Annotated in this window: 26 protein-coding genes and 1 pseudogene; 8 read left to right on the top strand and 19 right to left on the bottom strand. The window is 67.6% G+C overall.

Features of this window, described 5'->3' with window-relative positions; translation table 11 throughout:
* The first annotated feature begins 235 nt into the window (after window positions 1-235).
* Window positions 236-1,159: a LysR family transcriptional regulator gene (locus tag C1I89_RS32310; RefSeq protein WP_102776264.1), complete on the top strand. Its 924-nt coding sequence runs from the start codon at window positions 236-238 to the stop codon at window positions 1,157-1,159.
* 111 nt (window positions 1,160-1,270) lie between these two features.
* Window positions 1,271-1,597: an outer membrane protein assembly factor BamE gene (locus tag C1I89_RS32305; protein ID WP_102776263.1), complete on the top strand. Its 327-nt coding sequence runs from the start codon at window positions 1,271-1,273 to the stop codon at window positions 1,595-1,597.
* Between the two features lie 81 nt (window positions 1,598-1,678).
* Here the strand turns inward: C1I89_RS32305 and C1I89_RS32300 are convergent, their stop codons facing one another.
* A complete protein-coding gene (locus tag C1I89_RS32300) occupies window positions 1,679-1,903 on the bottom strand; it encodes a YdcH family protein (protein ID WP_102776262.1) in 225 nt (74 codons plus the stop codon).
* A gap of 258 nt (window positions 1,904-2,161) precedes the next feature.
* On the opposite strand from C1I89_RS32300, the gene C1I89_RS32295 reads away from it, so the two are divergent.
* Entirely contained in the window at window positions 2,162-3,310 is a 1,149-nt protein-coding gene (locus C1I89_RS32295; RefSeq protein WP_102776261.1) for a sterol desaturase family protein, read from the top strand.
* Window positions 3,311-3,352: 42 nt separating this feature from the next.
* Here the strand turns inward: C1I89_RS32295 and ycaC are convergent, their stop codons facing one another.
* From ycaC to C1I89_RS32240, 11 genes are all read right to left on the bottom strand, one after another.
* A complete protein-coding gene (gene ycaC, locus C1I89_RS32290) occupies window positions 3,353-3,979 on the bottom strand; it encodes an isochorismate family cysteine hydrolase YcaC (RefSeq protein WP_102776260.1) in 627 nt (208 codons plus the stop codon).
* Between the two features lie 117 nt (window positions 3,980-4,096).
* Complete coding sequence (locus C1I89_RS32285) at window positions 4,097-5,044, bottom strand: LysR substrate-binding domain-containing protein (protein ID WP_102776259.1); 948 nt, start codon at window positions 5,042-5,044, stop codon at window positions 4,097-4,099.
* A gap of 106 nt (window positions 5,045-5,150) precedes the next feature.
* Window positions 5,151-6,239, bottom strand: coding sequence for a LacI family DNA-binding transcriptional regulator (locus C1I89_RS32280; RefSeq protein WP_102776258.1), 1,089 nt, complete (start codon window positions 6,237-6,239; stop codon window positions 5,151-5,153).
* 25 nt (window positions 6,240-6,264) lie between these two features.
* Complete coding sequence (locus tag C1I89_RS32275) at window positions 6,265-7,299, bottom strand: succinylglutamate desuccinylase/aspartoacylase domain-containing protein (protein ID WP_102776257.1); 1,035 nt, start codon at window positions 7,297-7,299, stop codon at window positions 6,265-6,267.
* A gap of 68 nt (window positions 7,300-7,367) precedes the next feature.
* Window positions 7,368-7,715 carry a RidA family protein gene (locus C1I89_RS32270; protein ID WP_102776256.1) on the bottom strand — a complete coding sequence of 116 codons (348 nt, stop codon included), beginning with the start codon at window positions 7,713-7,715 and terminating at the stop codon, window positions 7,368-7,370.
* Between the two features lie 30 nt (window positions 7,716-7,745).
* Complete coding sequence (locus C1I89_RS32265) at window positions 7,746-8,531, bottom strand: transporter substrate-binding domain-containing protein (protein ID WP_102776255.1); 786 nt, start codon at window positions 8,529-8,531, stop codon at window positions 7,746-7,748.
* Window positions 8,532-8,555: 24 nt separating this feature from the next.
* Window positions 8,556-9,296, bottom strand: a complete 741-nt coding sequence (locus C1I89_RS32260; protein ID WP_102776254.1) for an amino acid ABC transporter ATP-binding protein — start codon at window positions 9,294-9,296, stop codon at window positions 8,556-8,558.
* Window positions 9,283-9,933, bottom strand: a complete 651-nt coding sequence (locus tag C1I89_RS32255) for an amino acid ABC transporter permease (RefSeq protein WP_102776253.1) — start codon at window positions 9,931-9,933, stop codon at window positions 9,283-9,285. Before C1I89_RS32255 ends, C1I89_RS32260 begins: the two co-directional genes overlap by 14 nt.
* An 11-nt stretch (window positions 9,934-9,944) precedes the next feature.
* Window positions 9,945-10,613, bottom strand: coding sequence for an amino acid ABC transporter permease (locus C1I89_RS32250; protein WP_102776252.1), 669 nt, complete (start codon window positions 10,611-10,613; stop codon window positions 9,945-9,947).
* Window positions 10,614-10,616: 3 nt separating this feature from the next.
* On the bottom strand, window positions 10,617-11,918 hold the full coding sequence (locus tag C1I89_RS32245) for an alanine racemase (protein ID WP_102776251.1): 1,302 nt from the start codon (window positions 11,916-11,918) through the stop codon (window positions 10,617-10,619).
* A gap of 130 nt (window positions 11,919-12,048) precedes the next feature.
* On the bottom strand, window positions 12,049-13,011 hold the full coding sequence (locus C1I89_RS32240; protein ID WP_102776250.1) for an AraC family transcriptional regulator: 963 nt from the start codon (window positions 13,009-13,011) through the stop codon (window positions 12,049-12,051).
* Window positions 13,012-13,290: 279 nt separating this feature from the next.
* Here C1I89_RS32240 and C1I89_RS32235 point away from each other — a divergent pair, with 279 nt between their 5' ends.
* The 3 genes and pseudogenes from C1I89_RS32235 to C1I89_RS32225 form a co-directional block, all read left to right on the top strand.
* Entirely contained in the window at window positions 13,291-14,358 is a 1,068-nt protein-coding gene (locus C1I89_RS32235) for an aldo/keto reductase (protein WP_102776249.1), read from the top strand.
* 86 nt (window positions 14,359-14,444) lie between these two features.
* The gene (locus tag C1I89_RS32230; protein ID WP_102776248.1) at window positions 14,445-15,104 is read left to right on the top strand and encodes a thiopurine S-methyltransferase; all 660 of its coding nucleotides are present in this window, start codon (window positions 14,445-14,447) and stop codon (window positions 15,102-15,104) included.
* A gap of 44 nt (window positions 15,105-15,148) precedes the next feature.
* Window positions 15,149-15,316 (top strand): annotated as a pseudogene (locus tag C1I89_RS32225) (thiopurine S-methyltransferase); the annotation flags it as partial.
* A gap of 6 nt (window positions 15,317-15,322) precedes the next feature.
* On the opposite strand, the gene C1I89_RS32220 reads toward C1I89_RS32225, so the two are convergent.
* From C1I89_RS32220 to C1I89_RS32200, 5 genes are all read right to left on the bottom strand, one after another.
* Window positions 15,323-16,132 carry an SDR family oxidoreductase gene (locus C1I89_RS32220; RefSeq protein WP_102776247.1) on the bottom strand — a complete coding sequence of 270 codons (810 nt, stop codon included), beginning with the start codon at window positions 16,130-16,132 and terminating at the stop codon, window positions 15,323-15,325.
* A 14-nt stretch (window positions 16,133-16,146) separates the two neighbouring features.
* Window positions 16,147-16,851, bottom strand: a complete 705-nt coding sequence (locus C1I89_RS32215; protein ID WP_102776246.1) for an ABC transporter ATP-binding protein — start codon at window positions 16,849-16,851, stop codon at window positions 16,147-16,149.
* Window positions 16,844-18,625: a branched-chain amino acid ABC transporter ATP-binding protein/permease gene (locus C1I89_RS32210; protein ID WP_102776245.1), complete on the bottom strand. Its 1,782-nt coding sequence runs from the start codon at window positions 18,623-18,625 to the stop codon at window positions 16,844-16,846. Before C1I89_RS32210 ends, C1I89_RS32215 begins: the two co-directional genes overlap by 8 nt.
* Window positions 18,626-18,649: 24 nt before the next feature.
* Window positions 18,650-19,516 carry a branched-chain amino acid ABC transporter permease gene (locus C1I89_RS32205; RefSeq protein WP_102776244.1) on the bottom strand — a complete coding sequence of 289 codons (867 nt, stop codon included), beginning with the start codon at window positions 19,514-19,516 and terminating at the stop codon, window positions 18,650-18,652.
* A gap of 106 nt (window positions 19,517-19,622) precedes the next feature.
* The gene (locus C1I89_RS32200) at window positions 19,623-20,822 is read right to left on the bottom strand and encodes an ABC transporter substrate-binding protein (RefSeq protein WP_102776243.1); all 1,200 of its coding nucleotides are present in this window, start codon (window positions 20,820-20,822) and stop codon (window positions 19,623-19,625) included.
* Window positions 20,823-21,144: 322 nt separating this feature from the next.
* Here C1I89_RS32200 and C1I89_RS32195 point away from each other — a divergent pair, with 322 nt between their 5' ends.
* Window positions 21,145-21,927, top strand: a complete 783-nt coding sequence (locus tag C1I89_RS32195) for an SDR family oxidoreductase (RefSeq protein ID WP_102776242.1) — start codon at window positions 21,145-21,147, stop codon at window positions 21,925-21,927.
* A 32-nt stretch (window positions 21,928-21,959) separates the two neighbouring features.
* Window positions 21,960-22,895 carry a 3-keto-5-aminohexanoate cleavage protein gene (locus C1I89_RS32190; protein ID WP_102776241.1) on the top strand — a complete coding sequence of 312 codons (936 nt, stop codon included), beginning with the start codon at window positions 21,960-21,962 and terminating at the stop codon, window positions 22,893-22,895.
* A 22-nt stretch (window positions 22,896-22,917) separates the two neighbouring features.
* Here C1I89_RS32190 and C1I89_RS32185 read toward each other — a convergent pair whose 3' ends face one another.
* Together C1I89_RS32185 and C1I89_RS32180 are read right to left on the bottom strand one after the other, a co-directional pair.
* Window positions 22,918-23,985, bottom strand: coding sequence for a glycerol dehydrogenase (locus tag C1I89_RS32185; protein ID WP_102776240.1), 1,068 nt, complete (start codon window positions 23,983-23,985; stop codon window positions 22,918-22,920).
* A 9-nt stretch (window positions 23,986-23,994) separates the two neighbouring features.
* Window positions 23,995-24,699 (bottom strand): GntR family transcriptional regulator, encoded by a 705-nt coding sequence (locus C1I89_RS32180; protein ID WP_102776239.1) that lies wholly within the window; start codon window positions 24,697-24,699, stop codon window positions 23,995-23,997.
* Between the last annotated feature and the right edge of the window lie 5 nt (window positions 24,700-24,704).

Below are 24,704 nucleotides of genomic sequence, written 5' to 3'. Positions count from 1 at the left end.
ATCCGGCCAACACTATCGACGGGAAAGCAGCGGGCATGTGGGTTCCTTGGTCTCGGCGCTCATGCATTGAATGTTGGTTTGCGGGGGGTACAGCGCTTAGGTGTGCCGGCATGTTCGAGCCAAGCCAGATGCTTGGCAACGGTATGTACGTCTGGCATGAGCCTATGCACATCCCGCAGAATCCGGTGCTCATCCGAAGAGGACGCGCGCACTCAGCCAGCGCGCCGGGAAAGACATGAACTTCAAGCAGCTGGAGGCGTTTCTGGCCTTCATGGCCACCGGATCGACCATCGCGGCGGCGCAGCGGCTGGGCGCGTCGCAACCCGCCGTCAGCCGCCTGTTGAGCCAGTTCGAATCCGATCTGGGGCTGCCGCTGTTCGTGCGGCGCAAGGGACGCCTGCTGCCGAGCAACGAGGCCGCGGCCTTGCTGCCGGACGTGCGCAACATGCTGCTCGACGCGGAATCGCTGCAGCGTCACGTCGGGCAATTGCGCCGGGGCGGCGTGCGGCGCAGCCTGCTGCGCGTGCTGTTGCCCGGCTCGGTGGCCCAATGCGTGATGCCATCGGTGGTGGAGCCTTTCCTGAACGACCACGGCGGCGTGGCGCTGGAAATGCAAGTGGGCAACAGCGAGGCGGGCGAGGCCGCAGTGCTGGGGCGCGAAGCCGATCTGGCGCTGGTCCGTTCGCCGACGCAGCATGCCGGCCTGCAGACGATATTGCGGCTGGACACCGACGCCGTGTGCATCATGCCGGCCGGCCACGCGCTGGAGGCTTTGCAGCAGGTGGAGCCGGGCGATCTGATCGGCGTCGATATGGTGCTGCTGGGGCGCCAGCGCGCGCTGCGCCAGCAGGTCGACCAGGTTCTGCGCCAGGGGCGCACGGTGCCGAGAATACGGGCGGAGGCGCACACGATGGAGCTGGCGTGCCGGCTGGTCGCCTGCGGCGTCGGCGTGTCCATCGTCAACGGCCTGTACGCCCGCCTGTGCCACGGGCCCGAAATCGCGTGCAGGCCGTTTGTCCCGCGGATCGGCTGCAGCCTGGACGTGATCACGCTTGCCAGCCAGCCGCGCCATCCGCTGGTGCTGGAACTGTCGCGCCGCATCGTCGACGCCATGTCGCGGCTGGCGGGCAGCGAGGCCTTCGTGGCCGTGGAACCGTAGCGTCGTTCGGTCCGGGCACGGATATCGCTTGAGCTTTCCCCTCGGCAAGTAGAGAATTTGCGCATCCGCGCCGACCGCGCAGCGCGGCTATAACAATATCGAGGGAATCGAATGAGAATGTCGTTGCTTTGCGTGGCCGCCCTGGCGGCGGGCTGCGCCACGGGTTCCAGCAATCTGATCACCGAAGCCAGGCTGCGGTCGATCCAGCTGAACGTCACGACCTACGACGAGATGGTCCGCGATTATGGTCCGCCGAGCTCGCAGCATTTCGACCGCGAAGGGCTGCTGACCGCGACCTGGTTCTATTTTTACGATGGCGACTACGGCGCCATGGACGACCAGCAGAAACTGACGGTGGTTTTCAACAAGGACCGCACGGTGCGGGACTACGTGAACGCCTCGGTGCCGGAGTCCGGCGGCAGGCGCGGCCGGAAATAAAAAACAAAGGCCGCGGCGTATTGCGCGAAAAACCGGCAATACGCGACGGCCATGCCTGGTGGCAGCGAAATTGCGCGGCGGTCAGCTACCGCCCTGGTCGGCCGCGCGCAGAATGCCGTATAGCTTGTCCTTGAGCTGCAGCTTCTCTTTCTTGAGCACTTCGACCTGATTGCCCGAGGCCGGCTTGATGCCGGCCTCTATATTCTGGATTTCCTGGTCCAGATCGTTGTGGCGCTGGAACAGCGCGGAGAAATGCGCGTTCTCGGATTTCAACTGGGTAATGAGTTGGCGGTATTCAGGAAACATAAGGGCCTCATGGAAGAACCGGTTCGAGGGGTACAGCGTAGAGCTGGGGAGCCTGATGAGCCTTGTGTTGTGGGTCCCATGACACGCCAACGCCAGGCGCTTGTCAACCGTCCGGGAAGCGCCGCTTGATCGGCCGCAACCGCCTGGCGCCGCCGCAAGGGGAGGCGGGGGAAATCTGTGCGATTTGGTCACGTGTGATTACATGATGCCGGCGGCTCGGGGATACACTCGCCTCCCCGTGGTCATCATAAAAATGAAATGAAACAGAGCGCGCCCATTTATCGGCAGGTCTACGAGTTATTCAAGCGGGACGGCCGGATCCACCCGGGCACGGGAATGATGAGCGGAGTCATCGCGCTGTTTCTGGCGATTCTTGCCGTGCTGGGCGTGCTGGCGTTTCATTTTCCGGCCTATCTGACCACGCCGGAGCTGCGCAGTTTTTATTCGGTGGACGCGATGCGCGCCTTGCTGTTCGGCGCGCTGCTGGTGGCGGGCTCGATCGCGCTGGCCAATACCGTGCTGGGGCGCCAGCGCTGGCTCAATATCTCCGCCTTCGTGCTGGTGTGCGTCGCCGTCGCGGCGGGCGGCAGCAATGTGGTGGTGACCAGCTCCAATACCGGCAACCACCCTTATCTGGGCCTGGACTGGTTCATCCTGGATCTGCTGGCGTCCAGCACCGTGTTCATTATTTTCGAGAAGCTGTTTCCGCTGTATCCCGGCCAGCCGGTGTTCCGCGGGGAATGGCAGGTGGACATGAAGCACTTCCTGTTCAACCACCTGTCGGTGGGGGCGGTGCTGCTGTGCATCAATTTCTTCGTGCACCGGCTGTTTTCGTGGGCCGCCTACGAGCCGCTGCAGCAGGCGATCGTCGCGCTGCCCTATGCAGTCGAGCTGTTCCTGGCGGTGCTGGTGGCGGACCTGGTGCAATACGCCGCGCACCGCGCCTATCACGAGGTGCCGTTCCTGTGGCGCATCCATGCCGTGCACCACAGCACCCGCACGCTGGACTGGCTGGCCGGTTCCAGGCTGCACGTGGTCGAGCTGCTGATCACCCGCGTCGCGGTGCTGGGCGTGCTGTTCGCGCTGGGCTTTTCCAAATCGGTGCTGGACGCCTACATCATCATCGTGGGCTTCCAGGCGGTGCTGATCCACTCCAACGTGAAGCTGCCCTGGGGCTGGCTGCGTTACGTGATTGTGACGCCGGACTTCCACCATTGGCACCATTCGTCGGACACCGAGGCGATCGACCGCAACTACGCCGCCCACCTGTCGTTCATCGACTACCTGTTCGGCACCGCGGTGCGCGGCGTGCGCCATCGCCTGCCCGAGAACTACGGCATCCTGGACAACGACATGCCGGGCACCTTCCTGGCGCAGCAGGCCTATCCGTTCGCGCGCAAAAAATAGGGCAGCGGCGCGCCGCTGCCCCATATACGCCGTAGTGGCGTCTTACTTGCTGCCCTTGACGGTGGAATAGGCCGCCATCAGGTTGCGGTAGTCGGGGATGTGGTTCGAGAACAGGCGGCCCAGCCCCTCGATGTCGTTGCGCCAGTCGCGGTGCAGTTCGCAGGCGACGCCGAACCAGCTCATCATCTGCGCGCCGGCCGCTTCCATGCGGCGCCATGCCGCGTCGCGCGTCACTTCGTTGAAGGTGCCCGAGGCGTCGGTCACCACGAACACGTCGAAGCCTTCTTCCAGCGCCGACAGCGCGGGGAAGGCGACGCAGACCTCGGTGACCACGCCGGCGATGATCAGCTGCTTCCTGCCGGTGTCCTTGACGGCCTTGACGAAGTCTTCGTTGTCCCAGGCGTTGATGTTGCCCGGACGGGCGATGTAGGGGGCCTTCGGGAACTGGTCCTTCAATTCCTGCACCAGCGGGCCGTTGGGGCCGTCTTCGAAACTGGTGGTCAGGATGGTGGGCAGCTTGAAGTATTCGGCCAGGTCGGCCAGCGCCAGGACGTTGTTCTTGAACTGGTCGGGCTGAAAGTCCCGGACCAGCGACAGCAGGCCCACCTGGTGGTCCACCAGCAGCACGGCGGCCTGGGACTTGTCGAGTTTCACGTAGGGTTTGGTCATGGCATGCTCCTAGGGGAAGTGGAAGGCGGAGTTAACTATCCTAGGGGCAACGCGGGCTGTCCGGAAGGCGTGAATTTGAGTTTCTGCGTTTCACTCATCGGACGATATGCGTCCGGATCACTTGGCGATGGGCCCGTCGCGCAGTTGCCTCGCGCTGTGTTCCCGCCTGACCACTTCCTGGTATTCGGCGCTCATGAAATCCAGCAGGTCCCGCACGCCGGGCAGCAGGCCGCGGCGCGATGGGAAGATGGCGTGGACGCTGCCCGGTTCCGGTTGCCAGGGCGCGCCCACGTCCACCAGCGTGCCGGCTTCGATCTCTTCGCAGATCATCAATAGCGGCAGGGACACGATGCCCACGCCACGCAGCGCCGCCCGCTTCAGGGCCAGCATGTCGTCGGTCACCAGGCGCGGGCTGAACGGCACGACCAGGCGCGCGCCGTCGGGGCCGTCCAGATGCCAGTGCGATTCGCGCTGCTCGGTGCCCAGCGCCAGCGTGGGGTATTGGTTCAGGCTATGAGGGTCGGCCGGCAGATTGATGCGGCGGGCCAGCTCGGGGCTGGCCACCAGGCTCTGGCAGCTCATGCCCAGCGGCTTCATGACCAGGTCGCTGCTTTCGATGGGGCCGAAGCGCACCCGCACGGCGATGTCGAAGCCTTCGCGCAGCACGTCCACGGGGCGGCTGAAGCTCTTCAGGTACACATGGACCTTGGGGCACTGGACCATGAAGCGGGCGACCAGATCGCCGAGGAAGTAGTAGATCAGCGCGGGCGGCGCCGCCATGCGGATGGTGCCCTGCGGCTCGGCGCGGGTGCGGTCGATGACCTCCTGGGCGGCCTCGGCGCCCGCCAGCATGGACAGGCATTGCTCGAAGTATTCCTGGCCCAGGTCCGTGACGGCGAAGCTGCGCGTGGAACGCTGTATGAGGCGCACGCCCAGCCGCTCTTCCAGCAGCGCGATGCGGCGGCTGAGGCGGGACTTGGGGATGTTGAGCGCGCGGCCGGCCGGGGCGAACCCGCCGTTCTTGACGACCTGCACGAAATAGAAAAGGTCATTCAGATCATGCATGCAGGCTCCCGATCGTTCTGAGAATAGGACGTCGGGTCGAGCATATAACGGCGGCGGGCGCGGCGTATAGCCGCGCCGATTCCGCGATGCGGGATGCGCCAGCACACTAGGTGCTGGCGCGCAGGTTGAGCGTCAGCGGAAAGACTTCCTGGCGCGAGGCCGGCATCTGGCCGTTCAGGCGCTGCAGCAGCAATTCGCCGGCGCGCACGCCGAGCCGGCGGCTGTCGACGCCGATGGTGGTGAGGCCGGGCTCGATCTCGCCGGCGATGTCGGTGTCGCCGAAGCCGAGAATGGCGATCTCGCCCGGAATGGCGAGGCCGCGGTCGCGCGCTTCGAACAGCGCGCCCACCGCCAGCAGGTCGTTGGCGCAGAACACGGCGTCGAACGGCCGGCCCAGCGCGGCCAGGCGCGCGAACGCGGCCCGTCCGTCGGCGATGGTCTGGGCATGGTCCACGGCCAGCTCGGCCACGACTTCCAGGCCGTACTCGGCGGCCGCGGCGCGAAAGCCCTGGCGGCGCAGTTCGCCGCGACCGCCCTGGCGCGCCACGAAGGCGACCCGGCGGTGGCCGCGTTCGGCCAGGTGGCGCGCCGCCATTACGCCGCCGTCGTAGTTGGAGAAGCCCACCAGCATGTCTATGGGATCGCGCGGATAGGCCCAGGTTTCCATGATGGGAATGCCCAGCTCGTGCAGCGACTGGCGGTTTTCTTCCAGTTCGATCACGCCGGTGAACAGCACCGCGGCCGGGCGCAGGGCGCGCAGTGACGCGATCATGCTGGTTTCCTTGGCGTAGGAGTACGAGGTCTGCCCCACCATGAGCTGGTAGCCCTGGGGTTCGAGCACTTCGGCGCAGCCCTGCACCGCCAGCGCGAACTGCTGGCTCAGGATGTTGGAGACGAAGGCGGCCACCACGCTGGACTGGCCGGAGCGCAGGGCGCGGGCGTGCGGGTTGGACGCATAGCCGGTCTGCGCCACGACTTCCAGGATACGCTCGCGCTTTTCCTTGGCGACCTTGTCCGGCTGGCGCAGCGCGCGCGATACGGTGATGGGCGAGACGCCGGCCAGCCTGGCCACCTCTTCGATCCGCGGCGGTCTGGCGGGCAGGGCCGGGCGCGCCGGCGCGGCGCGGCCGTGGGGCTGCACGCGCAGCACGTCGTCGTAGGTGGGAGCGGAGAGGGACGCGGGCCGTTGGGTCATGCGGTGTCTATGGCGGGTTCCTGAATCAGGCGGCATCCGTCAGGATATCAGCCCGGGCGATCGGACGCGCGACCTGGATCAGGCTGTCGCCCGACTCGCAGTCGGTATGCAGCCGCCTGGAGATGACGATGCCCGAGGCCCGGAAGCGCAGCACCTGCTCGTCGGCGTCGAGCCGGTTGAAGTCGTGGTAGTAGCCGGCGACGTCGCCGGCGCGCACATGGGCGCCGATGTCCACGGCCGGTTCGAACCAGCCCCGGCGGGTGGCGAAAATATTCTGCTCGTGGCTGTCGAGCTCCAGCAGCTGCATGCCGGGGGCGGCGGGCGCGTGGGGGCCGAGCACCGGCGCGTCGGTCACGCCCAGCTTCTGCAGCAGGTTGTCGATGGCGCGCTGGGTGGCGGCCAGGCTGGCCGGCGTCAGCGTGCCGCCGCCGCCGAATTCGCCGCTGATGCCGATGGCTCCGGCGCGCGCCGCCGCGGCCATCGAAGTCGGGGCCTCGCGGCCGTTGGCCGCCACGAAGGCATGGGCCATGCCCAGCGAGCCCATCAGGTCCAGCGCCCGGGCCATGCGCCCGGGGTCGTCCTGGCGTTCGATCAGGGCGGTGGGCAGGTGGGCCATCGAGGTGCCGCCGGAATGGATGTCGAACACCACGTCATGGCGCGGAAAGAGTTCGTGCTCCAGGAAGTGCGCCAGCCGTTCGGTCGGGGTGCCGCCCGGCGCGCCGGGAAAGGCGCGGTTGAGGTTGCCGTCGTCCAGCGGCGAGCGTCTGCGCGCAGCCATCACCGCGGGCAGGTTGGCCAGCGGCAGGATGGTGACCTCGCCGCGGATCTGCTGCGGCGACAGGCGGCGTATCAGCCGGCCGAGCGCGACTTCGCCCTCGTATTCGTCGCCGTGGTTGCCGGCCATGAGCAGCACCCGCGGACCGCTGCCGTTGCGGATGCGGCAGACGGGCGTCTTGATCTGGTAGTAGGGCGAGCGGTCCACCGAATAGGGGGTGCCCAGGAAGCTGAGCGCCTTGCCGTCGGCGTCGAAATCGATCTCGTGAAACAGGCCGGTATGCATGGAGGGAGCTGCGGCGCCGCCAGCGGCGGCGCGAAGTGGAGTGGAGTGTCGAGTGGGGGCGCGGCGTGTCAGCGCAGCGCGGCGACGGCCGTCATTTCGACCCGCAGGTCGGGATCTGCCAGCCGCGCTTCGACGCAGGCGCGGGCGGGCGGATTGGCCGGATCGATCCAGGCGTCGTAGACGCGGTTCATGGCGTCGAAGTCGCCGATGGCCGGCAGGAACACGTCCACCGCCAGCAGGCGCGATTTGTCGCTGCCGGCCTCGGCCAGCAGGGCCTCGATCTTGGCCAGCACTTCGCGGGTCTGGGATTCCAGCGAGCCCTGGCGGTTGTCGGCCACCTGGCCGGCGATGAACACGAAGCCGTTGTACGACACGGCCTGGCTCATGCGCGAGCCGGATTTGTAGCGTTTGAGCATGCGTATCCTCGGTAGTCGGGCGCGCCCGGATTACATCTGCGGCAGGGTCTGGGCTTCCTTGAACCACTTTTCCTGCAGCGTCGCGAGCTTGCCGTTCATGCGGTTGGAGAAGAGAAAGGTGTTGATCCAGTTCAGCAGGTTCTGCTGCCCCTGCTGGACCGCAGCATGCGCCGGCGACTGGCGGATCAGGAACTTGAGCTGGGGCGCCTTGGCCGGATTGTCCTCGGCCACCTTGAGCGCGATGGCGCTGTTCTCGGCGAACGACTCGGCCTGGCCGGCCAGGTAGGCGGCCACCGCCGAAGGCGTGTCCTCGAAGCGCACCAGCCTGGCCTCGGGGGCGTTGTCGGTCAGCCAGATGTCCAGCGTGGAGCCCTTGGCGACGGCGATGCTGCGGCCCTTGAGGTCGGCCGCCGTCTTGGCCTGCGGCAGGCCTTCGCCGCCGTAGACGCCCAGGTTCACGGCCGCGTAGGGCTGCGAGAACATCACCTGCTGGGCGCGTTCGGGCGTGGCGCCCGCCGCGGCGATGAGCACGTCGACCTTGCCGGCGAGCAGGCTGGGGATGCGGCTGGCGCCGGTGAGCTGCACCAGTTCGAGCTTGACGCCCAGGTCGGCGGCCATGAGCTTGGCCATGTCGATGTCCAGGCCGTCGGCCTCGCCCTTGGCGTTCTTGAAGCCCCAGGGGGCGGCGTCCATCAGGACGCCGACGCGCAGCTTGCCCGCGTCCAGCACGTCCTGCAGTTTGTCGGCGGCCGCCGCGGGAGCGGCCAGGGAGAGGCAGACGGCCGCGGCGGCGGCCAGCTTGGCGAAGAGTTTCATGGGATGACTCCGGTGGTGTATGCCTTAATGGGCGGTCGGCGCGGCCGTGCCGATGAACTGGCGCAGCTCGGGGGTCTGGGGATCGGCGAAGAGCCGGGCGGGCGGGCCCTGTTCCCACACGCGGCCCTGGTGCATGAACACGACCTTGGACGCGACGTTGCGGGCGAAGGCCATTTCGTGGGTCACCAGCACCATGGTCATGCCCTGGCGCGCCATGTCTTCCATGACCTTCAGCACCTCGCCCACGAGTTCGGGATCGAGCGCCGAGGTGACCTCGTCGAACAGCATCAGCTGCGGCGCCATCGCCAGGCAGCGGGCGATCGCCACGCGCTGCTGCTGGCCGCCCGACAGCAGGGCGGGATAGGCGTCGATCTTTTCGGCCAGGCCGACGCGGCGCAGCACGTCCAGCGCCAGCGCGCGGCCCTCGGACTTGGCGATCTTGCCGTTGAGCGTGGGCGCCAGCGTGATGTTGCGCTCCACGTTCAGGTGGGGAAACAGGTTGAACTGCTGGAACACGATGCCCACGCGCTGGCGGAACTGGCGCAGGCCGGGCATGGCGGCGTGCACGCGTTCGCCGCCGATGCGGATGTCGCCGTCGTCGACGGTCTCCAGCGCGTTCAGGCAGCGCAGCAGGGTGGACTTGCCCGAGCCGGAGCGGCCGATGATGGTGACGATCTCGCCTTCGTCGACTTCTAGCGAGACGCCGTTGAGCACCGCGTTGGCGCCGAAACGTTTGTGGACATTGGAGACTTCAACGAGCGCCATGGATGCGGCCCTCCAGGTTACGCGCCCACATCGTCAGGGGCAGGCACGCCGCGAAGTACAGCAACGCGACGCAGGAATACACCAGCAGGGGCTGGAAGGTGGCGGCGCTGGCGATCTGCCCGGCGCGGGCCAGTTCCACGAAGCCCACCACCGAGGCCAGCGAGGTGCCCTTGATGAGCTGCACCAGAAAGCCCACGGTGGGCGGCAGCGACAGGCGCAGCGCCTGCGGCGCGATCACGTGGCGGAACTGATGCCATTTGGACAGGCCCAGGCAGGCGGCGGCTTCCCATTGTTCGTGCTTGACCGCCTGGATGCCGCCATACCAGATCTGGCCCAGGAAGGCGGCCGTGTAGATGATGAAGGCCACGCTGACGGCGGTCAGCGCCGGCACCTCGACGCCCAGGAATACCGGCATGCCGAAGTAGAAGAACATCAGCAGGCCCAGCAGCGGCACGCCCTGCACCAGTTGCTGCAGGACGGCGGCCAGCCAGCGCAGCGGCGCGGCGCGATGGCTGCGCAGCAGCGCCAGCCCCAGGCCCAGCGGCGCGCCGATGGCCAGCGCGATCAGCACCAGCGCCACCGTCCATTGCAGGGCGCTCAGCAGGGAGGCGAAATCGCTCCAGGAAAACGTACGCATGCTCAAGGCTCCTAGCGGCGCACGGGCCAGGTGAAGGCCAGGCTGCCGGCCAGGGCCAGCACGGCCTTGGTGATCAGCACCAGCGTGAAGTAAATGCCGCAGATCACCGCATAGACCTCGAAGCTGCGATAGGTGCGGCTTTCGATGAAGCTGCCGGCGTGGAACAGGTCTTCGGCGGAAACCTGCGAGGCCAGCGAGGTGCCCAGCAGCAGGATGACCAGTTGCGTGCCCAGCGCCGGATAGACGTTGCGTAGCGCCGGCGCCAGCACGATGTGGCGGTAGACCTGCCAGCTCGTCAGGCCCAGGCAGTGGCCGGCCTCGACCTGGCTGCGCGGAATCGAGTCCAGCCCGGCGCGCAGGATCTCGATGGCGTAGGCGCCGAAATACAGGCTCAGCGCCACCGCCGCGGCCACGAAGGGCGGCATGCGCAGGCCCAGGCCGGGCAGCACGAAGAACACCACGAAAAGCTGGATCAGCGAGGGCGTGTTGCGGAACACCTCGACATAGGCCCGCAGGAACAGCTTGACGGGCCGGGGGCCGTGGCGCGTGAGCAGGGCGCCGGCCAGGCCGATCGCCAGTCCGGCGACGACGGCGATGGCCGTCAGCTCCAGCGTGACCTGCATGCCTTGCCAGAGCTGTTCGCGGTAGCGCCAGATCTGTTGGAAATTCAGTTGCTGCATGGCTTACCCGAAGAACGTGCGGTAGGCGGATTGCACCCGGCCGTCGGCGTCCAGGCCGAAGAAGACGCGCCAGCGGTCCAGACAGGTGCAGGGGTGCGAGATGCCGAACTCGATCACGTCGCCTGGCGCCAGCGCGCTGTCGGGCGCGACGGCCAGGAAGGCGTGCTGGTCGTTGAGCCGGGTGACGCGACCGGCGGGGTCCCAGCCGGCCAGGGGCGCGCCGTCGCGGTAGGCAGCCAGCGGCACGGGCAGGTCCTGGTCGTAGGACACGTCGCGCATGCCGAAGCCGCAGATCGCCAGCCCCGGTTCGGGACGCGACAGGACCTCGCCCCACAGGCGCAGGGCCGGCCGGAAGTCGGCGGCGGCCTGGCGGGCCTGGCCGTCGACCTGGAAGCCGGCGCGCGCGTCCATGGCCTTGAGCGCGCGCTCGTAGGCGCCGTGGTCGTGGAAGAAAATGGCGCCGCTGCGCAGCACCAGCTGGGCGTTGCCGTCCTGCGCCAGCAGCGGGGTGGCGGCCTGCACGACGTGGTCGAAGAAGGCGGAGCCGCCGGCCGTGAACACCAGCGGCGCCTGCGGCGCCAGCGCGCGCACCTGGCCGAAGGCGCGCGCGGCGCGCTGCATCAGCGCGGCGATGTTCTGCGCCGTGGCGGCCGGGTCCGAGGTGGCGACGGCGCCTTCATAGGTGGCCACGCCGGCCAGGGCGAGCTTGTCGCCGTGGGCCGCGACGGCGTCGAGGATGGCGGCGACGGCCGTATCGTCGCGCGCGCCGGCGCGCCCGCCGCCGATCTCCACCAGCACCTCCACCGCGCGCCCGGCCTGTGCGGCGGCGGCGGCCAGCGCCGAGACCGTGGCGGCCGAGTCCGCGAACATCAGCATGCGCGCATCCGGATAGGCCGCCAGCAGCTTGCCCAGGCGGGCGCCGCTGGCGGCGCCGCCGATCTCGTTGCCCAGCATCAGGCGGCGCACGCCGGCGCGCAGCAGCACGGCGGCCTGCTGCAGGTTGGCGACGGTGGCGCCCCAGGCGCCGGCGTCCAGCAGGCGCTGCACGATCTGCGGCGACATCGGCGTCTTGGCGTGCGGCGCCAGCGCCGCGCCGTGGCTGCGGGCGTAGCCGAAAATCCGTTCGACGTTGTGGTCGAAGGCGGCCTCGTCCATGGTCAGGACCGGCAGGGCCATGTTGCCGGTCCTGGGCTGCCAGCCGCGCGAGGCCACGGCGCGCAGCGCGACGGCCGGCTCGCCGGGCGGTACGCCGCGGTAGGTGTCGTCCAGTGGGGTGTCGAGCAGGGTGTCCAGGAAGGGATTCATGCGGCCGCCGAGTGTCGGAAAACAAAGAAAAAAGAGGACGAATGACAACGTTGTCATTCGCCAGGCGGCAGTCTAATGGTAACGTTGTCAAATCAAGAATTAGGGCTATCCCTAGCCCGGTGCGGCGCGCTCAGGCGCCGGCGGAAGCGGCTTCGTCCTTCCAGCGCTGCTTGTCGCGCAGGGGCGGCGTGCCGAACAGGCGGCTGTATTCCCGGCTGAATTGGGACGAACTCTCGTAGCCCACGGCGTGCGCCGCCAGCGCCACCCCGGCGTCGTCGGTCAGCATGAGCCGGCGCGCTTCCTGCAGGCGCAGCTGCTTCTGGTATTGCAGCGGGCTCATGGCGGTGGCCTGCTTGAAATGATGGTGCAGCGAAGACACGCTCATGTGCACGTCGCGCGCGATTTCTTCCACTCGCAGCGGCTGCGCGAAGTTGTCGCGCAGGATGCGGATGGCCTTGGCCACGCGGTTGAGCTGGCTGTCCTGCAGCACCGACTGGCGCAGCACCACACCCTGGCCGTTCATCAGCAGGCGGTACAGCAGCTCGCGCTTGACCATGGGCGCCAGGATGGGAATGTCGCGCGGCGTGTCCAGGAGGCGCAGCAGCCGCAGCACCGCGTCGAGCAGCGAACCGCCCAGCGGGTTCACGCTGAGCGCGCGCGCCGCCTCGGCCGGCGCCAACGCGGGCAGGTTCTCGTCGCTGATCAGCTCGGTGATTTCCTCGGGGTTCAGGTCCAGGCGCAGCCCCAGGTAGGGCAGGGCCGGGCTGGCCACCGACACCTTGGCCACCACCGGCAGGTCGACCGAGGAAATCAGGTAATGGAAGGGGTCGTACTCGTAGCTCTCGTCGCCGATCAGCAGCCGCTTGGAGCCTTGCGCGATCACGGCCAGCGCGGCGCGCTGCAAGCCGGGCTTGGCGCCGGTGGGCTGCGACAGGCGGTGCAGGTACAGGCCCTCGATGGGCGTGTCCAGCGAGCCTTCCAGGTCGCCGGTCATGCGATCCAGCGTGCAGAGCAGCTCGCGGCGGGCGGGCTCGTATTCGATGGCGGGCGGGAGGCCGGCGCGATCGGCGGCCAGGGCGGTGGTCAGCGGCATGGGGGAGGCTCCGGAAGCGCGCCGGGCGGCGGCGGAGGCAGAGAATCGGGTCATGCCAGTGTAGGCCCAAGCTGGCCGTTGCGGTAATGGCGGCCGCGTGCGATGGAGAAATGGGCAAAAAAACCGGAGGAATGGATACGCCGGCCCGGCCCGCGGACCCATGCCGGAGAATCAGGCAAAAAGCGGACAGTATCGAGCAGCGCCGGCGCGCGCCGTCGGACGCATACTGTCCGGGTCGCGGCGGGCAAGCCGTCCGCCCTGTCCTGAAAGGAGCGCACCATGCGGTACAAGAAATTCGGCAGCACCGGCCTGTTCGTCTCGGAGCTGTGCCTGGGAACCATGACCTTCGGCGGCGAGGGCGAACTGTGGAGCAAGATCGGCCGCCTGCAGCAGGAAGACGCCAACCGGCTGGTCGGCCGGGCCCTGGAGGCCGGCGTCAATTTCATCGACACGGCCGACGTCTATTCCGAGGGCCGCTCCGAAATCATCACCGGCCAGGCGCTGCGCGACCTGAAGGTGGCGCGCGACGACGTGGTCATCGCCACCAAGGTCTTCGGCCAGACCGGGGCCGGGGTCAACGCCCGCGGCAATTCGCGCGCGCATATCATGGACGGCGTCAAGAAAAGCTTGGCGCGCCTGCAGCTCGACCACATCGACCTCTACCAGATCCACGGCTTCGATCCGGCCACGCCGGTGGAGGAAACCGTCAGGGCGCTGGACAATCTGGTGCAGCAGGGCCACGTGCGCTACGTGGGCGTATCCAACTGGGCGGCCTGGCAGATCATGAAGGCGCTGGGCATCGCCGAGCGCCTGGGGCTGGCGCGCTTCGAGTCGCTGCAGGCGTACTACACGATCGCGGGCCGCGACCTGGAGCGCGAGATCGCGCCCATGCTGCAAAGCGAGGGCGTGGGGCTGATGGTGTGGAGCCCGCTGGCCGGCGGCCTGCTCAGCGGCAAGGTCGGCCGCGACGGCCAGGCCGAGGCCGGCAGCCGCCGCGCCGTGTTCGATTTCCCGCCGGTGGACCGCGAACGGGCCTACGACTGCATCGACGTGCTGCGGCGCATCGCCGAGGCGCGCGGCGTGTCCGTGGCGCAGGTGGCCCTGGCCTGGCTGATGCACCAGCGCGTGGTCACCAGCGTCATCATCGGCGCCAGGCGCCTGGACCAGCTCGACGACAACCTCGCCGCCTGCGGCATCCGGCTCGACGAGGAAGAACTGGCCGCGCTGGACCAGGTCAGCGCGCTGCCGTCCGAGTATCCCGGCTGGATGCACGTGCGCCAGGGCGAGTACCGGCGCCAGCAGCTCATCGATTCGGCCGCGCCGAACTACAATGCTCCACACCCATAAGCGCGGGCCGCAGGCGCGGGACGCAGGCGCCCGGTGCGCCGGTCCCGGCCGGGTCCGCGCCGACTCACAGGAGGAGCAGACTCGGTATGGAAGCGGAATTCTGGCTGCAGCGGTGGCGCGAAGGGCGCACGCACTTTCATCAATCGCGGGTCACGCCGCTTTTGCAGAAATACTGGCCGGCCCTGGGCGTGCCCAAACAGGGCCGGGTGCTGGTGCCGCTTTGCGGCAAGTCGCTGGACATGATCTGGCTGGCGGCGCAGGGCAATCCGGTGCTGGGCGTGGAGCTGTCGCAACTGGCGGTCGAGCAGTTCTTCGATGAGAACGAACTCAAGCCGCTCACGCACCAGTCCATCTACGGCAAGCATTACGTCGCCGGCAACATCGAAATCATCTGCGGCGACATCTTCAAGCTGGACGCGCAGATCCTGTCGCATTGCGTCGGCGCCTACGACCGCGCGGCGCTGGTGGCGCTGCCCGAGACCATGCGGGCCGATTACGTGCGCCACGTGTACGGCCAGCTGTCGCCCGCCTACCAGGGCCTGCTCATCACGCTGGACTATCCGCAGGACGAGATGGCCGGGCCGCCGTTCTCGGTGGTCGACAGCGAGGTGCAGGCGCTGTTCGAGGCCGTGTCGCCGGCCCGGATCATCGACCGCCGCGACATCCTGGATAAGGACCCCAAGTTCCAGGCGGCGGGCGTGAGCCGGCTCGACACGGTGGTGTACCACCTGGGCGCGCAGGGCTGAGCGGCCTCAGGTCATCAGCCATCCGCCGGCCACGTCCAGCACCNGGGCCGCCGTTCTCGGTGGTCGACAGCGAGGTGCAGGCGCTGTTCGAGGCCGTGTCGCCGGCCCGGATCATCGACCGCCGCGACATCCTGGATAAGGACCCCAAGTTCCAGGCGGCGGGCGTGAGCCGGCTCGACACGGTGGTGTACCACCTGGGCGCGCAGGGCTGAGCGGCCTCAGGTCATCAGCCATCCGCCGGCCACGTCCAGCACCTGGCCGGTGACGAAGCGCGCCTGGTCCGAGGCGAAGAACAGGCAGGCGTCGGCCACTTCCTGCGGCGTGCCCAGTCGGCGCAGCGCCGTGGCCTGCGCCACGGCGTCGTTGATTTCCCTGGGCACGGTGCGCAGCAAGGGGGTGTCGATGCGGCCGGGCGCCAGGGCGTTGACCGTGACCTGGTGCTCGCCCAGTTCGGCGGCCCAATGCCGGGTCAGTCCGATCAGCGCGGCCTTGGTCGCCGCATAGTGGGCGGCCACGATGTCGCAGTACGCCTTGCCGGCCACCGACGACATGTTGACGACGCGCCCGCGCCGCTGCCCGACCATGTGCGGCGCGGCCAGCCGGGTCATGTAGAACACGCTGTTCAGGTTCACCGACACCACCGCTTCCCATTCCTGCGGCGGCATTTCCCAGACCTTGAGCGCGCGCCCGTCGGTCTTGGGCGAGATCCCGACGTTGTTGACCAGGATGTCCGCAGCGCCCAGTTCGCGCGCGAGACGGTCGTAGGCGGCCTGGCAGTCTTCGTAGCGCGCCACGTCCGCATGCACGAAACAGACTTCGTGGCCGCGCTGGCGCAGCGCTTTTTCGTAGGCCTGGCCGGCCTGCGAATTGAAGTCGATCAGGCCCACGCGCGCGCCTTCGGCCAGGAAGCCTTCGACGATGGCCGAGCCGATGCCGCCCACGGCGCCGGTCACGATGGCGGTCTGGTTGCTGAAGCGCGCGCCGGGATCGCGGCGCGGCCGGCTTGCTTGCGGCTTTCCATAAGGCATGGCGTTTCCTGGAGTCAGTGGCCGAGATAGGCTTTTTTCACGTGCGGGTCGCCGAGCAGTTCGGCGCCGGTGCCCGAGCGCACGATGACGCCGTTTTCCAGCACGTAGCCGCGGTCGGCCAGCCGCAGCGTGCGGAACACGTTCTGTTCCACCAGCAGCACGGTCATGCCGTGCGCGGTCACGTCGCGGATGATGTCGAACATCTGCTGCACCAGCAGCGGCGACAGGCCCAGCGAAGGCTCGTCGAACACCAGCAGCTTGGGATCGGCCATCATGCCGCGCGCGATCGCCACCATCTGCTGCTCGCCGCCGGACAGGGAGCCGGCGTACTGGCCCAGGCGTTCCTTGACGCGCGGGAAGATGGCCAGCACTTCGTCCAGCTTGCGCTGCACGATGGGGCGGGCGGCGCGCTTGTACGAGCCCATCAGCAGGTTGTCGCGCACGGTGAAGTGCGGAAACAGCTGGCGGCCCTCGGGCACCATGGTGATGCCGGCGTCGACGATGTCGTAGGGCTTGTGGTTGGTGAGGTCGCGGCCCTCGAATTCGACCCGGCCTTCCTGGGCCGCGATCACGCCGCACAGGGTCTTGAGCGTGGTGGTCTTGCCGGCGCCGTTGGCGCCGATCAGGGTCACGATCTCGCCGGCGCGGACTTCGAAATTCAGGCCGTTGAGCACCTGGCTCTTGCCGTAGCCGGCGGACAGGTTCGAGACCTTAAGCATCCTGATACTCCTTGCCCAGATAGGCTTCGATGACCGCGGGATTCTCGACCACGTCCTGCGGCGCGCCGCTGACCAGCACCGCGCCCTCGTTGAGCACCACGATGCGGTCGGACAGCGCCATGGTGGCCTGCATCATGTGTTCGATCAGCAGCACCGACACGCCCGAATCGCGGATGCGCCGGATCATCCGGATCGACTTCTCGATGTCGGTGGGGTTCAGGCCCGCCATCACTTCGTCCAGCAGCAGGATGCGCGGGTTGATCGCCAGCGCGCGGGCGATCTCCAGGCGCTTCATGCCGCCCACGGTCAGGCTGCGGGCCTCGGCGCCCAGGTACTTGACCAGGTCGGTCTGCTCGGCGATTTTCAGCGCGATCTGCTCGGCCTCGTCGCGGTCGGCGGTGCGGATGAAGGCGCCCAGCATGATGTTCTCCAGCACGGTCAGGCCGGTGAACGGCTTGGCGATCTGGAAGGTGCGGCCCAGGCCCTGGTGCGCGAACTCGTCGGGCGTCTTGCAGGAGACCCAGTTGCCGTGGGCGTCCAGCATCGAGACGCTGCCCTTGTCCGGCGCCAGAAAGCCCGACAGCAGGTTGAACACCGTGGTCTTGCCCGCGCCGTTGGGTCCGATCATGCCCAGGATCTCGTTCCGGTTCAGCGTCAGCGACACGTCGTTGGTGGCGCGCAGGCCGCCGAAGCTCTTGAACAGATTCTCGGCCTTGAGCACCGGCTGCTCGGTGCGCACGGCGTCGTGCAGGCGCAGTTCGTCGGCCAGCTTGCGCCCGGCCCGCGGCGTGCCCAGGTAGGGCAGGCGCGACAGCCAGCGCTCGACGGTGGGGCCGAAGGCGCCGGCCAGGCCGTGCGGGATGGTCAGCACCACGGCCACCAGGATCAGGCCGTAGATCAGCCCGTGCATGCCGTTGCCCACGCTGCTGAGCCAGCCGCGTGCCAGTTCGGCGATGGGCAGCACCAGGAAGGTGCCGGCGATCGGTCCGATCACCGTGCCCAGCCCGCCGATCAGGGCGAACATGGCGATCTGGATGGACAGCTCCAGCGAGAACGCCGAACTGGGATCGACGAAGGTCAGGTAGGTGATGTGGAAGGTGCCGATGATGCTGGTCAGCATGGCCGAGATCACGGCCGCCAGGATCTTCATGCGCACCGCGTGGATGCCGACGGCCAGCGCCGCGTCCTCGCGTTCGCGGATGGCGATCAGGTAGTGGCCGACGCGCGATTTGCGGACGTACCAGGACACCCACAGCACCAGCAGGAACAGGCCGAACGCGATGATCACGTAGTTGATCTTCTCGCGGAACACGATCCACTTCCAGCCTATGTTCAGCGGCAGGCTGATGCCGCTGGAGCCGCCGGTCCAGCTTTCTTCGTGGATCACCAGCAGGCGAACCACTTCGAGGATGGCGATGGTGGCCAGCGCGAAGAACGGGCCGCGCAGCCGCAGGGTGGGGTAGCTGATCAGCACGGCGACGCCCGCCGAGATGAGGGCGCCGGCCAGCATGCCGATCCAGGGCGAAATGCCCCAGTTCTGCGTCAGCAGCGTGGCGGTGTAGCCGCCGATGCCGTAGAACACCGCGTGGCCCAGCGAGAGCTGGCCGGCGTAGCCGCCGACGATGTTCCAGGCCACCGACAGCGCCGAGAACACGAACAGCAGCACGAAAAGATTGGTCCACAGCGGCGTGGCCAGGACGACGGGCGCAATGAACATCGCGGCCAGCAGGATGAGGCTGACGTAGGCTTTGGGATGCCGGATATCGGGAAACACGTTTTTCGCTCCTGGTTTTGCGGGTCACTCGGTACCGACGCCGAACAGTCCGTTCGGGCGCAGCACCAGGATCAAGAGGAAGATCCCGAAGTACACGACCTCTTTCAGGTCGGGGGCGATATAGAAGCCGGCCAGCGTGTCCACGATGCCGATGATCATGGACCCCGCCACCGCGCCGTACAGGCTGCCCAGTCCGCCCAGCACGACGATCACGAACGCCGTCAGCACGAAATACGTGCCCACGGTGGGGAAGACCGGATACTGCGGCGCCAGCAGGCCCGCGGCGATGCCGACGAAGGCCGTGCCCAGGCCGAAGGCGATGGCGTAGACGGTGTTGACGTTCACGCCCATCAGCGTGGCGGCGTAGCGGTGCTGCGCCACGGCCCGCAGCGCGCGGCCCAGGTAGGTGCGGTGCATGAAGACATGCAGCAGCACGGCCAGGCCCAGCCCGATCACGAAGGTGACGAGCTGCCCGGTCACCATGGAATACGCGCCCACGCCGATGGCGTCGGTGCCCAGTTCGACCGGCGCGCGGTAGACGTTGGCGCCGAATATCACCAGCGCGAGATTCAGCAGGATGGTGGACACGCCCACCATGGCGAAGATCTGGATGTGCTGGTCGGCGTTGAGCAGCGGCTGAATGATGGCTTTCTGCGTCAGCGCGCCCAGCGCGAACAGGACGATGGCGACCGGCACCAGGCCGGCGTAGGGATGCACGCCGAGTTGCGCGGCGATCAGGTAGACCATGTACATGCCCACCATCAGGAACTCGCCGTGCGCGAAGTTGATGACGCGCACCACGCCGAAGATCAGCGTCAGCCCCAGGCTGATGATGGTGTAGGCGCCGCCCAGCAACAGGCCGTTGATGACCAGTTGAACGAAAAGATCCATATGACAACCTCAGAGAGCGGGCAGCGGACCCGGCCCGGCCGGGGAGCGGTCCGGGCCGGGGCGCGCGGGCCCCGGGGGATACGTCAGGTGCGCGGGGCGCCCGGGCTTACTTCTTGAAGATCGGCTTGCCGAGCGCGAGGCTGTCGGGCGCGATGGTGACGAGCTTGCCGTCCTGCCACTGCATCACGTAGAACGTGGATGCGTTGTTCTGGCCGTCTTCGCCGAAATCGAAGGCCCAGCCGTTGGCCGTCTGGCCGGCCGGCTTCTTGTAGGCCAGGACCGCGGCCCGGATCTTGTCCTTGTCGGTGGACTTGGCGTTGCCGATGGCTTCGAAGAAGGCTTTGGCGCCGACGTAGTTGGTCAGGCTGTGGCCCGATTGCGGGTCGCTCTTGTAGGCGCTGCGGTAGGCCTGCAGGAACTTGTCCAGCCCCGGCGCGCCGGCCGGATCGATGGACGCCTGCGGGAAGTCCAGGTCGAACACGCCGTTCATGTCGGCGCCCACGGCCTTGGCCGTGTCGGTCAGGGAATAGCCGCCGCCCGCGCCGATCACGACCTTGGGCTTGAACCCGGCCGCCCGCGCCTGGCTGAAGAACAGGATGGCGTCGTTCTGGTAGGCCGTGTGCAGCACCACGTCGACCTTGGCGCCCTTCAGGCGCAGGATCAGCGACGATAGGTCGACGGTCTTGGCGGAGTAGGGCAGGACCTCGGCCACCGTGTAGCCCAGTTCCTGCGCGCGCTTTTTCTCGGTCGCCGCCACGTCGGTGCCGTAGGGGCCGTCTTCGTGGATGATGCCGATCTTGACCTGCTTGGGATCGAGGCCCATGCCGGGCGCGACGATCTCGTGCAGCGCGTTGATCACCGCAACGCCGTACAGCGCCGTGTTGGGGTTGCTGCGGAACAGGTATTGGTAGTTGCGCGTGGTGATTTTGTGGGCGGTGGCGCCCAGTTCGAAATACGGCACGCCGGCCAGTTCCGCGACCGGCGAGGCCGCGTACGAGATGCCGGAGGCATAGCTGCCGAACACCCCGACGACATTGGAAGAGATCAGGCGCTTGGTTTCCGACACCGCCTGGGTCGGATCGACCGCGTCGGCCTTGATGATTTCGATCTTCTCGCCGTTGACGCCGCCGGCCGCATTGATTTCCGCGACCGCCAGTTCCAGGCCGCGATAGCTTTCCTGGCCGAGCAGGGCGAGCGCGCCGCTGAACGGAAACAAGGCCCCCACCTTCATGTCCGCCATCGCGGTTCCCGTCGCCAATGCGCCGCATACCCCCAGCGCCAAAACAGTCTTCTTGAACTTGATCACGCTACGCTCCTTTGTCGGTATGGGATGCGGGATTTTTCTGTTCCCGTCTTTTTTTGAATATATGATATATCCATCGTCGGGGTGACGTTTCCCGCTTTGGATTCTAGTGGGGGCCTGAACCCGACGAATCGGGGAATTCCCTAAAGCATTGTAAATACACGCTTAGTTGACGATTAATGCGGCTATATGCCGTATTTTCGGCCTGCGGCAACGGAATGGACACACGCCATTTCAGATGCCTGAAAAATCAGGCGGATCTGAATTTGTTCATATATCGTATATCCTAAAAAGGGCCCGCTCACGGGGCCAGGGAGACAGGGATATGTTTGATGAAGTGACTTTCGCCGGCAAACGGGTGCTGATCACCGCCGGCGCCGACGGACTGGGGCTGGAGATGGCGCGGGTGTTCCGCGGCGCGGGCGCCGAGGTATTCGTGTGCGACGTGAACGAAGCCCGTCTGGCGGCGCTGCCGGCCGAACTTCCCGGCGTGCACACCGCCGTGGCCGACGTCGCCGACGAAGCCAGCGTGGCGGCCTTGTTCGCCGCGGTCCGCCGGCAGCTCGGCGGGCTCGACATCCTGGTCAACAACGCCGGCGTGGCCGGCCCCACCGGCTATGTGGAAACCCTGTCGAAGGCCGACTGGGACCGCACGCTGGCCGTCAACATCACCGGGCAGTTCCTGTGCGCGCGGCAGGCCATCGGCCTGCTCAAGGAGTCGCCCGCGGGCGTGATGATCAATATGTCATCGGCCGCGGGCCATCTGGGCTTTGCCGGCCGTTCGGTGTATTCGGCGTCGAAGTGGGCGGTGATCGGCTTTACCAAGTCGCTCGCCATCGAGCTGGGCGGCTACGGCATCCGCGTCAACGCGATCCTGCCGGGCGCCGTCGAAGGGCCGCGCATACGCGCCGTGATCGCGGCCAAGGCGCAGACGCTGGGCCGTCCGGTCGAGGAAATCGCCGCGCAGTACGAAAGCCAGGCCGCGCTGGGCCGCATGGTCACGGCGCGCGACATCGCCAACATGGTGCTGTTCAACGCCAGCGAGGCCGCCGGCAGCGTGACGGGGCAGGCCATCGTGGTCGACGGCTTCACGCAGAAGCTCTATTGAACCGAAACGCCAGGAATCCAACGGAGAACAGCATGGCCAAGCCCAGACAGAAAGTCATCATCACCTGCGCCGTGACCGGCGCCATCCACACGCCCAGCATGTCGCCGCACTTGCCGGTGACGGCCGACGAGATCGCGCAGGCGGCCATCGGCGCGGCCGAGGCGGGCGCGGCGGTGCTGCACCTGCACGCCCGCGATCCGCAGACCGGCAAGCCCTCGCAGGACCCGGCGCTGTTCAAGCCGTTCCTCGAACGGATCAAGGGCGCGACCGACGCCATCGTCAACATCACCACCGGCGGCAGCCCGCATATGACGGTGGAAGAACGCATGAAGCCGGCCGTGGCCTTCAAGCCGGAGCTGTGCTCGCTGAACATGGGGTCGATGAACTTCGGCCTCTTTCCCATGCTGGGCCGCTTCACTGAATTCAGGCACGACTGGGAACGCGAGCATCTGGAGAACAGCCGCTCGCTGGTGTTTCGCAATACCTACCAGGACATCGAAACCATCCTGAGGCTGGGCGACGCCAACGGCACGCGCTTCGAGTTCGAGTGCTACGACATCAGCCACCTGTACAACCTGGCGCATTTCGTCGACCGCGGCCTGGTGAAGTCGCCGCCCTTCATCCAGTCGGTGTTCGGCATCCTGGGCGGCATCGGGCCGCATCCCGAAGACCTGATGCACATGAAGCGCACCGCCGATCGCCTGTTCGGCGACGAGTACGAGTGGTCCATTCTCGGCGCCGGCCGCGCGCAGATGCCGCTGGCCACCATAGGCGCGGCCATGGGGTCCAACGTGCGCGTGGGGCTGGAGGATTCCCTGTGGATCGGGCCGGGCCGCATGGCCCAGTCCAACCGCGAGCAGGTCGAGCGCATCCGCACCATACTGGAAGCGCTGAACCTGGAGATCGCCACGCCGGAAGAAGCCCGTGCCAAGCTGGGCCTCAAGGGCAAGGACCAGGTCGCGTTCTGAGGCCGCAGCCGCCGCCGCCGGCTCAGGCGTGGCGGCGCAGGGCCGCGGCCAGCGCGCCGGCGTCCAGCGCGCGGTCGAAGTTGGCGGCGTGGCGGGCCTTCAGGGTCAGCTCGGCGGCCAGCGCCAGTTCCGCGTCGCTGGGGTCGGCCGCGCCCAGCTCGCGCAGCGTGGCGGGCAGGCCCACCTGGGCGTACCACTGCCGCAGATCGGCCAGCATGCCGTCGGCGCGCTGTTCCAGGTCCAGCTGCACCAGCAGGCCCAGCGCCACCTGCAGGCCGTGCGGCGCGCCGGCCAGCCCGCCGATGCGGGGCAGCCCGCGCGTGAGCGCATGGGCGATGGACAGGCCGCCGCTTTCGAAACCGAGACCGCTCATGAGGATCATCGCTTCCACCACGCGCTCGAACGCGGGCGTGGGCTGGCCGCTGCCGGCCGCGGCCATGGCCTCGGCGCCGTCGGCCAGCAGCGTGCGCAGGCAGCCGTCGGCCAGGAATTGCGCCGCCAGCGGCGGCGCGCCGTCGTACATGTTCATGCCGCCGTTGCGCCGGCATTGTTCGGCTTCGAACTTCTTCGAGACCGCGTCTCCCAGGCCCGCGCGGAAGAAGTGCGCGGGCGCGGAGGCGATCACGGCGGTGTCGACCAGCACGATGGTGGGGTTGAACAGCATGTGCTCCACCGCCAGGAGCTGGTGATGGCTGTCGTACAGCACGTAGTTCTTGCTGGTGGGCGCGTCGTTGGAGGCCACCGTGGGCACGGTGATGAGATGGCAGTGCAGCGATCGGGCCACCGCCTTGCCGGCGTCCAGCGCCTTGCCGCCGCCTACCGCGATCACCATGCCGGCGCCGCTGGCCGCCGCCTGCGCGCGCAGGCCGGCGACGGCGTCGGGCGTCAGGTCGCCGTCGACCGTGAGCGCGGCCAGTTCGACCTGATGGGCGGCGCACAGCGCCTCGATCCGCGGCCCCAGCAGGGCGCGCACGTGGCTGTCGATGACCAGCGCCGCGCGGCCGCCGAACAGCGCGGCGTAGCGGCCCAGCGCGTCCAGCGCGCCGGCTCCCTGGATGTAGCGGCTCGGGGCGCCGAAAATCTTCAGCATGGCATGCGCCTATTTGCGGGGAGGAGGGCCACGGTAGTCGAGCTCCTTTTCACGTTCCACCAGCCAATCGATCATGATCTTGCCGCCCCAGACCAGGTCGGCCTGGATGGCTTTGCGGGCGGCTTCGGAGTCGCGCGCGGCCAGGGCCTGCAGCACCGCTTCGTGGCGGTGCTCGTTCTGCGAATAGTCCAGCCCCGAGGTCTTGACGTGGAAGACCTTGAGGATGGGGCCGGTGATCACCCAGAACGACTCCACCGTGTTGCGCAGTATCGGCTTGCCGCTGGCTTCCAGGATGGCGAAGTGGAACTTGCGGTTCAGGTAGCTGGCGCGCTTGGGATCGGTGGCGGTGTGGGAAATGAATTCGCGCTGCAGCGCGACCAGGTTGTCCAGCTGCTTGCGCGTGATGTTCTGCGCGGCCTCGGCCGCGCCCATGCCTTCCAGGTGAAAACGGATCTGCTGGATCTCGCGCAGCTTTTCGGAATTGACGTACGGCACGTAGACCGCGGTGGCCGCCTGCATTTCCAGTCCCTGTTCGCTGATGAGCCGGAAGATGGCCTCGCGCACGGGCGTGATGGAAACCCCCATTTCCTGGGCCAGTTCGCCAATGATGAGGCGCTCTCCCGGTTCGTACTGCCCGTTGATCAAGGCGTTGCGGATCTCGTTGTAGACCTTGACGGAGAGGTTCTCTTTTTTTACGGGTTTGAGGCTCGACATAACGG

Source organism: Achromobacter pulmonis (assembly GCF_002885955.2).
Classification (GTDB): domain Bacteria; phylum Pseudomonadota; class Gammaproteobacteria; order Burkholderiales; family Burkholderiaceae_B; genus Achromobacter; species Achromobacter pulmonis_A.
The sequence above is the reverse complement of the archived record's forward strand: the minus strand, read 5'-3'. Positions and strand labels throughout refer to the sequence as shown.